This window comes from Rhodococcus sovatensis (assembly GCF_037327425.1).
Classification (GTDB): Bacteria; Actinomycetota; Actinomycetes; order Mycobacteriales; family Mycobacteriaceae; genus Rhodococcoides; species Rhodococcoides sovatense.
Genome location: NZ_CP147846.1, coordinates 2,649,389 through 2,662,784, shown reverse-complemented (window position 1 = coordinate 2,662,784; position 13,396 = coordinate 2,649,389). Strand labels below are relative to the sequence as shown.

General features: G+C 62.0%; 12 protein-coding genes, 1 tRNA gene and 1 other RNA gene. 11 read left to right on the top strand and 3 right to left on the bottom strand.

The window, feature by feature from the left end; genetic code table 11:
- Positions 1-24 precede the first annotated feature (24 nt).
- The 9 genes from ftsX (at position 25) to WDS16_RS12415 (ending at position 8,272) form a co-directional block, all read left to right on the top strand.
- Complete coding sequence (ftsX, locus tag WDS16_RS12455; protein ID WP_338892938.1) at positions 25-930, top strand: permease-like cell division protein FtsX; 906 nt, start codon at positions 25-27, stop codon at positions 928-930.
- A gap of 117 nt (positions 931-1,047) precedes the next feature.
- Positions 1,048-1,521: an SsrA-binding protein SmpB gene (gene smpB / locus WDS16_RS12450; RefSeq protein WP_068368872.1), complete on the top strand. Its 474-nt coding sequence runs from the start codon at positions 1,048-1,050 to the stop codon at positions 1,519-1,521.
- A gap of 8 nt (positions 1,522-1,529) precedes the next feature.
- Positions 1,530-2,381: a DMT family transporter gene (locus WDS16_RS12445; RefSeq protein ID WP_338892937.1), complete on the top strand. Its 852-nt coding sequence runs from the start codon at positions 1,530-1,532 to the stop codon at positions 2,379-2,381.
- A gap of 46 nt (positions 2,382-2,427) precedes the next feature.
- A complete protein-coding gene (locus WDS16_RS12440) occupies positions 2,428-3,828 on the top strand; it encodes an NAD(P)H-binding protein (protein WP_338892936.1) in 1,401 nt (466 codons plus the stop codon).
- A gap of 81 nt (positions 3,829-3,909) precedes the next feature.
- Positions 3,910-4,280: a transfer-messenger RNA gene (ssrA, locus tag WDS16_RS12435) on the top strand.
- 162 nt (positions 4,281-4,442) lie between these two features.
- Entirely contained in the window at positions 4,443-6,083 is a 1,641-nt protein-coding gene (gene pgm / locus WDS16_RS12430) for a phosphoglucomutase (alpha-D-glucose-1,6-bisphosphate-dependent) (RefSeq protein WP_338892935.1), read from the top strand.
- Positions 6,080-7,303 carry an MFS transporter gene (locus WDS16_RS12425; RefSeq protein ID WP_338892934.1) on the top strand — a complete coding sequence of 408 codons (1,224 nt, stop codon included), beginning with the start codon at positions 6,080-6,082 and terminating at the stop codon, positions 7,301-7,303. Before pgm ends, WDS16_RS12425 begins: the two co-directional genes overlap by 4 nt.
- A 38-nt stretch (positions 7,304-7,341) precedes the next feature.
- Positions 7,342-8,094, top strand: a complete 753-nt coding sequence (locus tag WDS16_RS12420; RefSeq protein ID WP_338892933.1) for a DsbA family protein — start codon at positions 7,342-7,344, stop codon at positions 8,092-8,094.
- 105 nt (positions 8,095-8,199) lie between these two features.
- Positions 8,200-8,272 (top strand) — tRNA-Ala (locus WDS16_RS12415).
- Between the two features lie 73 nt (positions 8,273-8,345).
- Here the strand turns inward: WDS16_RS12415 and WDS16_RS12410 are convergent.
- Together WDS16_RS12410 and WDS16_RS12405 are read right to left on the bottom strand one after the other, a co-directional pair.
- A complete protein-coding gene (locus WDS16_RS12410; RefSeq protein ID WP_338892932.1) occupies positions 8,346-8,693 on the bottom strand; it encodes an Lsr2 family protein in 348 nt (115 codons plus the stop codon).
- A gap of 178 nt (positions 8,694-8,871) precedes the next feature.
- Entirely contained in the window at positions 8,872-10,566 is a 1,695-nt protein-coding gene (locus WDS16_RS12405) for an FAD-dependent oxidoreductase (RefSeq protein ID WP_338892931.1), read from the bottom strand.
- A gap of 294 nt (positions 10,567-10,860) precedes the next feature.
- Here WDS16_RS12405 and WDS16_RS12400 point away from each other — a divergent pair, with 294 nt between their 5' ends.
- Positions 10,861-11,901, top strand: coding sequence for an N-acetylmuramoyl-L-alanine amidase (locus tag WDS16_RS12400; protein ID WP_338892930.1), 1,041 nt, complete (start codon positions 10,861-10,863; stop codon positions 11,899-11,901).
- A gap of 26 nt (positions 11,902-11,927) precedes the next feature.
- The gene (locus WDS16_RS12395) at positions 11,928-12,965 is read left to right on the top strand and encodes a GTP-binding protein (RefSeq protein ID WP_338892929.1); all 1,038 of its coding nucleotides are present in this window, start codon (positions 11,928-11,930) and stop codon (positions 12,963-12,965) included.
- 16 nt (positions 12,966-12,981) lie between these two features.
- Here the strand turns inward: WDS16_RS12395 and WDS16_RS12390 are convergent, their stop codons facing one another.
- On the bottom strand, positions 12,982-13,395 hold the full coding sequence (locus tag WDS16_RS12390; protein ID WP_338892928.1) for a molybdenum cofactor biosynthesis protein MoaE: 414 nt from the start codon (positions 13,393-13,395) through the stop codon (positions 12,982-12,984).
- Position 13,396 lies beyond the last annotated feature (1 nt).

Genomic DNA, 13,396 nt, shown 5'->3' with positions numbered 1-13,396 from the left:
ACACCGAAGGGCCCGGATCAACCGATGCGCGCAAGTTTCATCTTCAGCGAAGTTCTGACCGGACTACGCCGCAACATCACCATGACCATTGCCATGATCCTGACGACCGCGATATCGCTCGGTCTGTTCGGCGGCGGGCTGCTCGTCGTCCAGATGGCGGGCAAGACGCAGCAGATCTTCCTCGACCGGGTCGAAGTGCAGATCTTCCTTACCGACGACGTTTCGGCGACCGACCCCGACTGCGCGGCGGAGACGTGCGCGACCCTTCGTAGCGAACTCGACCAGACGCCTGCGGTCGTGTCGGTGGAGTATTTGAACCGTGACGACGCGGTGAAGGACGCAACCGAACGAGTTTTCAAGGATCAACCCGAACTTGCCGAACTCGTCAGCCCGGATAGCTTCCCGGCATCGTTCAAGGTGAAACTGAGCGACCCGGAGCGGTTCGGTGTCATCAACGACAACTTCGCCGGTCAACCGGGCGTGCAAAGCGTGCTGAACCAGCGAGATCTCGTCGAGCGACTGTTCAGCGTGCTCAACGGTGTTCGCAACGCAGCCTTCGCAATTGCCATCGTGCAGGCGATCGCGGCTGTGCTGCTGATCGCCAACATGGTGCAGATCGCTGCGTTCACCAGGCGTACCGAGGTCGGGATCATGCGACTGGTCGGTGCAACCCGGTGGTACACGCAGTTGCCGTTCTTGCTCGAAGCCGTGGTCGCTGCACTCATCGGCTCTGCTCTCGCCATCGCCGGATTGTTCACAGCGAAGAACTTGTTCATCGACGACGTGCTCTCGGAGGTGTACGACGCAAACATCCTCGCGCGCATCTCCAACAGCGACGTGTTGCTCGTCTCGCCGTTCCTCGCGCTCGTCGGGATCGGTATGGCTGCGGTCACCGCGTACATCACGCTGCGGCTCTACGTCCGCGAATAGATCCGGAACTGCGGTTTCGTCGCCGGGAAGAAATTCGATTGCGCGGCAGTTCTATGCTGGAGCGGTTGCGCGATGGACGCGTACGCGAAGTAACGGCGCTCGAGAAAGGGCCCTGAAGTGAGAGAAAAGGGCCGCAAGGCCATCGCGACCAACCGCAAAGCGCGGCATCACTACTCGATTCTGGATGTCTACGAGGCAGGTATTGCACTCGTCGGAACCGAAGTGAAGAGTCTCCGCGATGGGCAAGCCTCGCTCGCCGACTCGTTCGCGACGGTCGACGACGGCGAGATCTGGCTTCGTGGTTTGCACATCCCCGAGTACACCCAGGGGAGCTGGACCAACCACGCGCCGCGCCGTACTCGAAAGCTGTTGCTGCACAAGCGTGAGATCGAGCGGCTGGTCGGCAAGACGAAAGAAGGATCGCTCACGCTCGTGCCGTTGTCGATGTACTTCTCCGACGGCAAGGTCAAGGTCGAGCTTGCGCTCGCCAAGGGCAAGCAGGACTACGACAAGCGTCAGGACCTCGCACGTCGCACAGCCGAGCGTGAGGTGACACGCGAGCTCGGGCGTCGTATCAAGGGCATGCGCTGACAGCAATAGTGCTGGCGCTCGTCGCCGCGTTCGGCTACGGCGTCAGTGATTTCGTCGGAGGTGTGGCCTCTCGCCGAGTGGCCGCTCTGAGGGTCGTCATCGTCTCGTATCCTTTCTCACTCCTGCTGGTGCTGCTCATCGCGCCGTTCGTCGGTGGGTCGATATCGCTTGCGCCCATTCTGTGGGGACTCGCGTCCGGTGTCGCCGGTGGTGTCGCGGTGTGGTGGTTCTACGTGGCGCTGGCCTCGGGTCCGATGTCTGTAGTGTCCCCGTTGACGGCAGTGCTCGTGGCAGGGATACCTGTCGTCGCGGGGTTCGGTCTGGGCGAGCGTCCCGGAGTTCTTGCCTTCGCAGGAATTGCGTTGGCGTTGATTGCCGTCGTGCTGGTCAGCAAGGAGTCTCCCGACGAGGCTGCGGGCGAGGTCGCAGGCGGACGCGAGTTGAAGTTCACCAGGACCGTGGCGTGGTTGACCGTCGGATCCGGTGTGACATTCGCGGTCGCCTTCATCTGCCTGCACCAGATCGGCGACGAATCGGGTTTGTGGCCACTCGCAGCCTCACGGGCGTCCGCGACGGCGGTGGTCTGGTGCGTCGCGCTCGCGTCAGGACATTTCTCGGCGCCCCATGGCAGCGTGTTGAAGCTGTGCGCTTTCGTCGGAACTCTCGACGTGATCGCAAATGCAGCCTTGCTGTACGCCTATCAAGGCGGACTACTGTCTTTGGTCAGCGTGATCGCGTCGTTGTATCCCGCTGCGACCGTGATGTTGGCGATGGTCATGCTGGGCGAACGCGTGTCTCGTATCCAGCAGGCAGGAATGGTCCTGGCCCTCGGGGCGGTGGGCCTGATCGCGCTCGGGTGAGGCCTAGCGCTGGATTGAATTGCCCACGGCGGGGTATCGGTACACGATGACCGCCAACAGCAATGCTGACGTCCCTCGCCGCGTGCTCGTCACCGGAGCTACTGGCTATCTCGGTGGCCGACTCGCTCCGAGATTGCTCGACGCCGGCTACACCGTGCGGGTGCTCGCACGTAATCCCGACAAGCTGGACGGCGTTCCCTGGGCTACCGACGTCGAGGTCGCACGCGGCGATCTCGGAGATCGTGATTCGTTGAAGAAGGCGTTCGCCGATGTCGACGTCGTCTACTACCTCGTGCATTCGATGGGCTCGGGCGGGCACGACGATTTCGCGAAGACGGAGCGGGAGAGCGCCCAGAACGTCGCAGCGGTTGCTGCCGAGGCGGGAGTGTCACGCATCGTCTATCTCGGCGGCCTGCACCCCGAATCCGGCGATCTGTCCGAGCACCTCGAGTCGAGGGCCGAGGTGGGGCGCATTCTCATCGAGTCGGATGTCCCGACATTGGTGTTGCAGGCCGGTGTTGTCATCGGCGCAGGCTCGGCGTCGTTCGAGATGATCCGCCATCTGACCAACCGGCTTCCGGTCATGACAACTCCGCGCTGGGTCCACAACAAGATTCAGCCGATCGCTGTGCGCGACATCCTTCACTACCTGATCGGTGCCGCCGAGGCCGATCTGCCGGAAAGTCGGACCTACGACGTCGGCGGTCCGGACGTCATGGAGTACGGCGAGATGATGAACACCTATGCCGAAGTCGCGGGGCTGCGTAAGCGTCGAATGCTCGTTCTACCGGTTCTCACCCCGCGCTTGGCGGGCCATTGGATCGGATTGGTGACGCCCATTCCGCGGGGACTCGCGATGCCACTCATCGAGTCGCTCCAGTACGACGCGGTCGCGCACGAGACCGACATCGACTCGATCGTGGATCGTCCCGACGGAGGATCGACGCCGTATCGTGAGTCGGTTCGCCTGGCCTTGCGGTCCATCGACTTCGGCGAACCCGAATCGAACTGGTCCCAGACGGTGTCCGCTCCGTCCGATCCGCTGCCCTCGGATCCGGACTGGGCCGGCGAGGTCGTTTACACCGACGTACGCAGTGTGTACCTCGGTAGTGGACCCGAAGAGATTTCACGACGGCTGCGCAAGGCCGTCGAGACCAGCGGCTCGAAGAACTGGCGAATCGACAGCGCCGATGCGTCGGACAACGGTGATGCCGAGCCCGACGGTTCGGGCGTGCTGCGGTTGCGCTCCACCGCCGCATTGCCCGGCAACGCGTGGATGCAGTACACGGTCGGCTCGGCGGGCGGAGGGACGCGTCTCGAACAACGAATCGACTTCTTCCCGCGGGGTTTGGCCGGTCGCGCATTCTGGTACGGATCGCTGCCGGCGCGAAAGGTGGTGGCCGGCCGACTACTGCAGGGCGTCGTAGCCGAAGTCGACCGTGCGTAGAACACGCGCCGAATAACGGGATGATTCTGCTCGGTGGACGCGTTACACTTACAAGCCCCGGCAAAGTGCTGGGGAACATACGGGGCTGAACGGTTTCGACTCTGTATGTTGAGTCAGGGGAAGCGTGTCGGTGCAGGCGAGAGACCACCGTAAGCGTCATCGCAAACATATAAGCGCCGATTCCAATCAGCGCGACTACGCACTCGCTGCCTAAGTAGCGACTGCGTGTCTGTCAGTCCGGGCTCGCCCTCGGTCCGGGTACTGGCATCAGCTAGAGGGCTTACCGATTCACTCGGCCACGGAGTGATGAGGAACATCAAACAGTGGCTGGGATCGTCATCCTGGCTTGTCTGCGAGATCAGGAGATCCAAGTAGAGGCATAGCAGACTGCACACGGAGAAGCCCTGGTGATACAGCGGAGGACCCGGGTTCGATTCCCGGCAGCTCCACCGAAAGCCGGGTCGGCACAGCGAATGTGTCGGCTCGGCTTTTTTCATGTCCCAGCGTCTCCCGCGTTCCACAATGCCGGTTGGAGCCCGGGTGCGCACACAGTCCGGCGCCGAGACAACTACGCTTGAACGCGGTGGTATCGGGCAAGGAGAAGGAGTCGCATCGTGGCGCACGATAGAGCTGGAACGGTTGCTTTGCCGGAGGATCTCGTCGATGTGGCGCAGTTGGTCACGGCCTATTACTCGCGCACACCGGACGTGTCCGATCCGAGCCAGCAAGTCGTCTTCGGTACCTCGGGGCACCGCGGTTCCAGCGAAGACTCAGCCTTCAACGAGGGGCACATTCTCGCGACCACGCAGGCGATCGTCGAGTACCGCGCCGAGCAGGGGATCACCGGTCCGCTGTTCATCGGCCGGGACACACACGCGCTGTCCGAGCCCGCGTGGACCACAGCCCTGGAAGTACTGGCTGCCAACGGAGTGACCGCCCTCGTCGATTCCGGTGGCCGGTATACCCCGACGCCCGCAGTGAGCCACGCCATTCTGCGCTACAACGCGTCCGGCAACGCGGCGCGCGCGGACGGAATCGTGGTCACTCCGTCGCACAATCCGCCTCGTGACGGTGGGTTCAAATACAACCCGCCGCACGGCGGGCCTGCGGACAGCGACGCCACGTCCGTCATCGCCGCGCGCGCGAACGAGCTACTCCGCAACGGTCTGTCCGAGGTAAAGCGTGTGTCGCTGGCGCGAGCGCTCGCGAGCACCGTGGACAAGTACGACTACCTCGGTACGTATGTGGACGATCTGCCGAACGTCGTCGATCTCGATGCGATCCGCGCTGCGGGCGTGCGCATCGGAGCTGACCCATTGGGCGGCGCAAGCGTCGACTATTGGGATGCGATCGCCGAACGGCACAACCTGGATCTGACCGTCGTCAACCCGCTCGTCGACGCCACCTTCCGATTCATGACACTCGACACCGACGGCAAGATTCGGATGGATTGCTCCTCGCCGAACGCGATGGCTTCACTCATCGAGGCGCGCACTGCGTACGACATCGCAACCGGGAACGATGCCGACTCGGATCGCCACGGCATCGTCACGCCCGATGGCGGACTGATGAATCCGAACCACTTCTTGGCCGTCGCGATCGACTACCTGTTCACCCACCGATCAGGATGGTCGCCTACTACCAAGGTCGGCAAGACACTGGTGTCCTCCTCGATGATCGACAGGGTCGTCGCCGGCCTCGGCCGTCAACTCCTCGAAGTTCCGGTCGGTTTCAAGTGGTTCGTACCCGGCTTGCTCGACGGCGACCTCGGCTTCGGGGGTGAGGAAAGCGCGGGAGCGTCGTACCTGCGCAACGACGGTCGTGTCTGGACGACGGACAAGGACGGGATCATCATGGCGCTGTTGGCCTCCGAGATCACCGCAGTGACCGGCAAGACGCCGTCGCAGCGCTATGGGGAGTTCGCCGCCGAGTTCGGCAGCCCTGCGTATGCGCGTGTAGATGCACCGGCCTCGCGCGAGCAGAAGGCGATTCTCGCGAAGCTGTCCCCCGAACAGGTCGACGCCACCGACCTTGCCGGTGAAAAGATCACCGCGACACTGACTTCCGCGCCGGGCAACGGTGCAGCGATCGGCGGTCTCAAGGTCACCACGGAGAGTGCCTGGTTCGCGGCTCGCCCATCCGGTACGGAAGACGTGTACAAGATCTACGCCGAGTCCTTCCGCGGGGAGGAGCACCTGGCGAAGGTGCAGGCCGCTGCCAAAGAGCTGGTGTCCCAGGCACTGAAGGAATCGTGACGAAAGCTCCCTCATCCGCCAAGAACACCCCCGCACTGCCGTCGGAGATCTGGGTTCTGATCTCGGCCAGTTTCGTCATTGCTCTCGGCTTCGGCATCGTCTCGCCTGTCTTGCCGCAATTCGCGACCGAGTTCGGAGTAGGGGTCTTTGCGGCATCAGCGGTGATCAGTACGTTCGCAATGATGCGGCTGTTGTTCGCCCCCGCCAGTGGATCCCTTGTGCAGAAACTGGGCGAGCGACCGGTCTACCTATCTGGGTTGCTGATCGTCGCGTTGTCGACGGGAGCCTGTGCATTCGCCCAGACATACTGGCAACTGCTCGTATTCAGAGGTCTCGGCGGTATCGGCTCGACCATGTTCTCGGTATCGGCGTTCGGCCTTCTGATTCGAATGAGTCCGAATCACAGTCGCGGCCGCGTATCGGGCCTGTATGCGACGAGCTTTCTCATGGGGTCGATCGGCGGACCTCTCCTCGGGGGAGCAGTGGTCGGACTGGGGCTTCGTGCGCCATTCATCATCTATGCGGTGGCGCTCGTCATCGCCGCCGCCGTCGTGTTCTTCAGCCTCGGGGACATGAAGGAGCTCGAGACGAGCAAGGATTCGACCGTTCCGTTGTTGACCCTGAGGTCGGCTCTGCGTGTGCCCGCGTACAGGGCGGCACTGGCGTCGAACCTCGCGACGGGATGGGTGGTATTCGGCGTTCGTGTTGCCTTGATCCCTCTGTTCGTGATTGCGATGCTGGAGCGGTCGGCCGCCGTGGCCGCGGTGTCGTTGGCGGTGTTCGCCGTCGGCAACGCACTTGTATTGACGACTTCGGGACGTTTGTCCGACACCCGGGGCAGAAAACCGTTCGTCGTTGCCGGACTCGTCGTCTCCGGTATCTTCACCGCGGCCATCGGCTTGACCGAGGACGTCGCGTTGTTCATGGTGTTCTCGTTCCTGGCAGGGGTCGGATCCGGGCTGATGACTCCCGCGCAGCAAGCGTCGATCGCCGACGTCATCGGGTCGAAAGCGCGGGGCGGCCCCGTGCTCTCCACGTTCCAGATGTCCGCCGACGTCGGCGCGATTCTCGGCCCGGTCATAGCGGGTGCAATCGTCGAGGCCTATTCCTACGGCACTGCATTCGTGACGTCGGGATTGATTCTGTTGCTAGCGGCAGTGTGGTGGATCGTCGTCCCCGACACGATGGACAGGAAACACGAGCACGATCCGCAATCGTGACGTAAGCGGAAGAATATTCCTTTCGTATCATGAGCAGTGTGAGCCAAAACAGAACCTCCGGCGCGAAGTACACACCCCGACCGACGTCCAACACGTTCACCTATGTACTGGCAGGAATCGCCCTCGTTGTTGTCGTCGCCGTCGTCGTCGTAGCCATACTGTGGCAGCGAGGTGGAGACGAACCTCGAAACGACGGCTACGGCTCCGTCAAAAATGCTGCCGTAGGTTTGACTGTGCTGGACGATGGCGTTGTGCAGCTCGGTGTTCCGGGCGCGGCCCATACGGTCGACATATTCGAAGACCCCATGTGCCCGTTCTGCGGCGAGCTCGAGGTGAAACACGGCCAGGAACTCGCCCAGAAGATCGACGAAGGATCGGTCACCGTCCGCTACCACATGGTTGTGTTACCTCAGCTGAACCAGGTTTCCGCCAGTGGGAACTACTCGAGCAGGGCGGTGGCAGCATCGCATTGCGTCGCGGAGTCCGCGGATGCCATCGTCTATTCGGCATTCCACGCGACCTTGTTCTCGGCCGAATTTCAGCCAGAGGAAAACGGCGACGCCGACCATACGGACTCGGAACTTGCGGATATGGCGAAACAAAGTGGTGCCGATGACTCCGTAGCCGAGTGCATCACCTCCGGCGAGCAAGCCGACACCGCTGCCGCCGATGCCGAGACTGCGCGCGCAGCGCTGGCGAGCGCCGGTGCGGCAGGTACTCCGGGCGTCCTCGTCGATGGACAGATCGTCGACGCTCTCAGCGACTCTTCATGGGTCGAATCGATCGGCTGATCAGCGGCCAGTACAGGACCGAGCTCGACCAGCGGATTTGTAGCTGCAAGTGGCGATGGTGTAACTTCGTTCGAGCAACCGCAAGGTAATGCGGAAGTGAAGTACGGGGCTATGGCGCAGCTGGTAGCGCACCACACTGGCAGTGTGGGGGTCAGGGGTTCGAGTCCCCTTAGCTCCACAGAAGGTAAGAAAAAGGGAGTCACCGGATGGTGGCTCCCTTTTTCGTCGATCGATCGTGCATCGAGTCGGTTTCAGTGCGCGGCGTCGAATGCCTGCTCCACGTCTGCTGGAATGCGGCCTCGCGCGGAAATGTTGTATCCGTTCGATTTGGCCCATTCGCGAATGGCTTTCGTCTGGTTCGCGTCCCGCTTTGATCCGGCGGCCGACGGGCCTGCCGACTTCTTGGTTCGCTTGCCGCCGATACGTGCCGAATGTTCGATGTAGTAGTCCAGCTTGCGGTGAAATTCCTTGGCGTTCTTGTCGCTGAGGTCGATTTCATAGCTGGTGCCATTGACTGAAAAGGTTATGTGCTCGCCGCCCGAATCGATCGGCTTGTCGTCGATATCATCGACGAGCTGGACGTAGACTTTCTTGGCCATTCTGCAATTCTCCAATGATCATTTCGGGTGCGTCCGAATCGAACTCTCCGCGACTATACGACTGCTTCTTCGAATTATCCACGTGAGTCGGTTCGAGCGTGCCGATTTCGCCCTTCCCGCCGGTGCATTACCCGCATCCGAAAGAAATGACGGTTTTGCGGTACCGATCAATTGCAGATCAGTCGTGCTCGCTTCGGCGTCGAAGTGCCACTGCGCGCATAGCGTCCTGGTCGACGAACTTTATCCGCGGACGAGACGACCTCGTGCCGGCAGCGATCTCGGCTGCGTCGATCTCCAGCCAGTCCGTGAAATCGAGCGCGTCGGGCACCTTCTCCGACAGCATGGCTTCCAGTTCCTGTCGTCCCCTCGGAGCAGCGTCAATGTTGCCGGCGGCGATGTCTTCCAGCAGATGGTGCACCGTTTCTCGAGCGCATTTCCTGTTGGTGCCGATTACTCCGGTCGGTCCGCGTTTGATCCAACCGGCTACATACACGCCTGGCACTACGCGGCCGGACTCGTCGGTCACGCGGCCATCGGCGTTGGGTATCACGCCAAGTGTCGTATCGAACGGAACACCCGCAATCGCACGTCCGCGATAGCCGACGGAACGAAGCACGAGAGACGTATCCACAATTTCCGTGTCCCCGGTCGCTTCGGCACAGAGCGAACCGTCCTCGCTTTCACGGAGGACATTGCGTACAAGCCGTAGACCGGTGACAGAAGTCGTTCCTTCTATCGAGACCGGAGAAGTGCAGAACCGCAGAACTATCTTCTTCGATTCCAGGTCCGGTTCCGTCGATCCGCTGTAGCGATCCGTGAGCTGCTGCAGCAGTGCAAGCTTGACCGAGAGATCCGCGTACGACGAGCTGGACACGGCTGTGGCGGCGGTCTCGGCGTCGAGCGGGTGAGCCACGAGCTCGACAGCGGTGGAATTCGACAACGCGATCAATTCGGGATTGGTGAACTTCGCTTGCGCCGGCCCGCGCCTGCCGAGCACCAAAACCTCACGAATATTGCTGTGCCGCAGCGCATCGAGCGCGTGATCGGCTATGTCGGTGTGCGCCAACTCTTCCGGATCAGAGGTAAGGACCCGGGCGAGATCGAGTGCGACATTGCCGTTGCCGATCACCACTGCACGCCGCGACGAGAAGTCGAACGTCCTGTCTGCGAAGTCTGGGTGGCCGTTGTACCAGGCAACGAATTCGGTGGCAGCGTGACTGCCGGGTAGCTTCTCGCCCGGAATGTCCAGCGCCCGCTCACCAGAGGCGCCCGTTGCGTAGACGACAGCGTCGTGGTGAGCCATCAAGTCCTCGTGCGTGACGTCGGTTCCTATCTCGACACCGAGGTGTACGTGCACGGACTTCGTCCGGGCAACCGTTCGGAACAGCTCGGTCACGGCTTTCGTTTCAGGATGGTCCGGCGCGACACCCGCCCGCACGAGGCCGTACGGCGTCAGCAGTCGGTCGTAGATGTCGATTTCGATTCCGCGCACGGTTGCGAGTTCGATCGCGGCGTAGAACGCCGCAGGGCCGGAGCCCACGACCGCGATCCGACGCCCTGCGAAGTCGGTGTTCTTCCATGTCGGTGTCGGGCTCGTGTATTCGGTGCTGCGGATGGGGTGTGTGCGGAAGTAGTCGGCGTTGATTTCGAGGTACACGCCCTGTCCTGCGTCGATTTCGTGATCAGCACGAATGGCATCGACCGGGCACTCGTCCACACATGCCCCGCAGTCGATGCACGTGTCCGGATCGATGTGAAGCATTTCTGCGCGCATGAATTCCGGTTCGTCCGGAGTCGGGTGGATGCAGTCGACAGGACAGACTTCGGCGCACGACGCGTCGTTGCAGCAAGGCTGGAGAATCACGAACGTCATAACCTGTTCTACCGCGCGCCGACTTGTTCTGGGCGGGGAACGACCTATAGAAATCAATCGCCGAAGTGAACACCGGCTGACGAACTGCAACGGTCGAGTCACGGCGCGCTCACGATTTGCTTGCAACTGCCGAACTGCTCGACCGAGAGAAAGTTCTCTCTGTTTCACTTGCTACGCAAGTGTCTGCTGTTGCCTGTGTGAGCCATGTGCTCGTTGGGTTGCACAGTGCTCCGTGCCGATGTGGAAGGGGAGTGGCCGCTCGGCCGATTGTGTCGGGTGGGCCCGAATCCGTAGATGAACAAGACCGTATTTCTCGGCGCCGTGTCAGCGGGCATCCTGGCTTTGACCGTCACGACTGCCTCCGTGGCGTCCGCCGCGGAGGAATCGTCGGGAAGTGAGTTGTCGGGAAAGACCGTGTTTCTCGATCCTGGACACCAAGGAACGGGTCACTCTCAGGACCTCGGCAGGCAGGTCGACGACGGCCGGGGCGGCACCAAGGACTGTCAGACGACAGGGATGACCACGGTCGGAGGAGTTCCGGAGCACACGATCACCTGGAACGTGTCGCAGTTGGTGAAGTCCAGTCTCGAAAGCCTCGGTGCCACCGTCGTCACCTCTCGCGCCGACGACTCCGGATGGGGCGGATGCGTCGACGAGCGGGCACGGGCCGCCAGCGAGTCCGGCGCCGACGTCGCTGTCAGCATCCACGCGGACTCGACTGCGTCCGGCGCCGACGACGCCAAGCATGGATTTCATCTCATTGTTCCGACACTTCCCATTCCCGATGCAGCCGCGAACGCGGCACAGTCGGAGGGCGGCAGGGCGGCGTCGAACCTCATGCGCGACTCCTACGAACGCGGTGGATTCACACCAGCGAACTATGCAGGTGTGGTCGACGGGCTGCAGGAGCGCTCCGACGTAGCTGGACCTGCGCTCACCAGCGTGCCACTCGTGTTCCTCGAAATGGGCAACGGCTCCAACCCGGACGACGCCGCTGTGCTGGAAAGCTCGGAGGGGCAACTCGAGCACGCAATTGCCATCGCTACCGGAGTCATCGACTATCTCCTTGGGCCGGACACCAGCGTCGACGGAACAGACGTGGTGAAGGCGACCGAGGACATCGAGACGGCTGCTGACGCGGTTCCGGCGACACCGGCAACGGGAGCGTCGGAGACCACGCGGACCGGCGGGAGTTCGCTGTCGCAGTTGCTGTCCGGCATTTCGCCGTACATCGAGTCCACCGGAGTCGAGGGCCTGTCGAATCTGGTGACCGAGGACAACATGGACGCGGTGTCGAACTTCGCCCAGGGTCTGCTGAAGCTCCTGGCTCCCTAGTTTCAGCTCCCTAGTACCCTCGCTGCGTGGCGCGAGGGCAAGAAGAATCGAAGATCCCGGTCGTACTGGTCTCTGGGTTTCTCGGATCGGGCAAGACCACGTTGCTCAATCATCTGCTCAGAAACAACCGCGGAATCCGAATCGGAGTTGTGGTCAACGACTTCGGATCCATCAACATCGACTCGATGATGGTGGCCGGTCAGGTCGATTCGATGGTGTCACTCGGCAACGGATGTCTGTGCTGCGCAGTCGATGTCAGCGATATGGACTCGATGTTCGACGTGCTCGCAAGCAGTTCTTCCCAGCTCGATGTCATCGTCGTGGAGGCCAGTGGACTCGCCGAACCTCGAAATCTGATTCGCCTGGTCCTGGGAAGCGGCAATCCCAGGATCACCTACGGCGGCTTGGTCGGTCTCGTCGATTCCGTCGAGTTCGATTCGATTCGGTCTAAGCATCCGGAGATCGACAGTCACCTCCGCCTCGCCGACCTGGTGGTTCTCAACAAATCGGATCTGCTCGAACCGGAGGAACTCGGCGCCGTCGAGTCGAGGGTGCGCCGAGTTGTCGACGAGGTTCCGATCCTGATCACCTCACACGGCCAGGTCGATGCGGAGCTTCTCTTCGAGGTGCCCGAACGTGCCGACGATCCGACCGAGGCCAGGCAATTGACGCTGGATGAGCTTCTCTACGAGGACGACGACCACGCGCGACACCTGCACTCCCGCTACACGACGTTCAGCTTCGAGTCCGCGGAGCCGATGGATCCACGCAGACTCGTCGACATGCTCGAGAATCCGGCGGGGGATGTCTATCGGATCAAAGGACTCGTGTACTTCGGGATCGACGGGTACGAGGGAAAATTCGTGTTGAATACCGTCGGAAGACACATTCGGCTCCAGCCGGACATCTGGAAAGACGGTGAGCAACGGGTGACGCGGATCGTGTCGATCGGTACCGAGCTCGACGAGGAGCTGATCGAAATTCGGCTACTCGATTGCGTCAGGCGTCCGGGGGATCCCACCGACGAGTCGGCGATGCTGCCCGTGCATCGCTACTCGACGTAGTCGAACACCGCAGGCGCTACAGGCCTACCCACTCGGACATCCCTGTCGCGAAATTCTGGCGCTTCCAGATCGGAACCTCCGACTTGATGCGTTCGACGAGAGTTGCGCACGTAGCGAACGCCTCGGCGCGGTGCGGCGACGCGACCGCGGCTACGAGGGCGATATCACCGACGGTCAAGTCGCCGACTCGATGAATCGCCGCGACCGGGAGTCCCGATTCCGCTGCGACTTCGGCGCAACACTTGCGCAAGAAGCGTTCGGCGTCGGGGTGTGCTTGATACTCCAGTGTCGAAACCGATTGTCCGCCATCATGATTGCGAACGACCCCGCTGAACAGCACGACGGCTCCATGTTCGGGCCCTGCAACAGCGTTCTCCACCACCGAGGTGTCGAGCGCCTCGCTGGAAATATGGGCGAGCAGGTCCGTCATC

What these genes read in the sequence shown, in the direction of transcription:
- ftsX (WP_338892938.1), top strand. Translation starts at nt 25, where the DNA reads ATGCGCGCAAGTTTCATCTTCAGCGAAGTTCTGACCGGACTACGCCGC.
- WDS16_RS12440 (WP_338892936.1), top strand. Translation starts at nt 2,428, where the DNA reads ATGACCGCCAACAGCAATGCTGACGTCCCTCGCCGCGTGCTCGTCACC.
- WDS16_RS12410 (WP_338892932.1), bottom strand. Translation starts at nt 8,693, where the DNA reads ATGGCCAAGAAAGTCTACGTCCAGCTCGTCGATGATATCGACGACAAG.
- WDS16_RS12405 (WP_338892931.1), bottom strand. Translation starts at nt 10,566, where the DNA reads ATGACGTTCGTGATTCTCCAGCCTTGCTGCAACGACGCGTCGTGCGCC.
- WDS16_RS12400 (WP_338892930.1), top strand. Translation starts at nt 10,861, where the DNA reads ATGAACAAGACCGTATTTCTCGGCGCCGTGTCAGCGGGCATCCTGGCT.
- WDS16_RS12390 (WP_338892928.1), bottom strand. Translation starts at nt 13,395, where the DNA reads ATGACGGACCTGCTCGCCCATATTTCCAGCGAGGCGCTCGACACCTCG.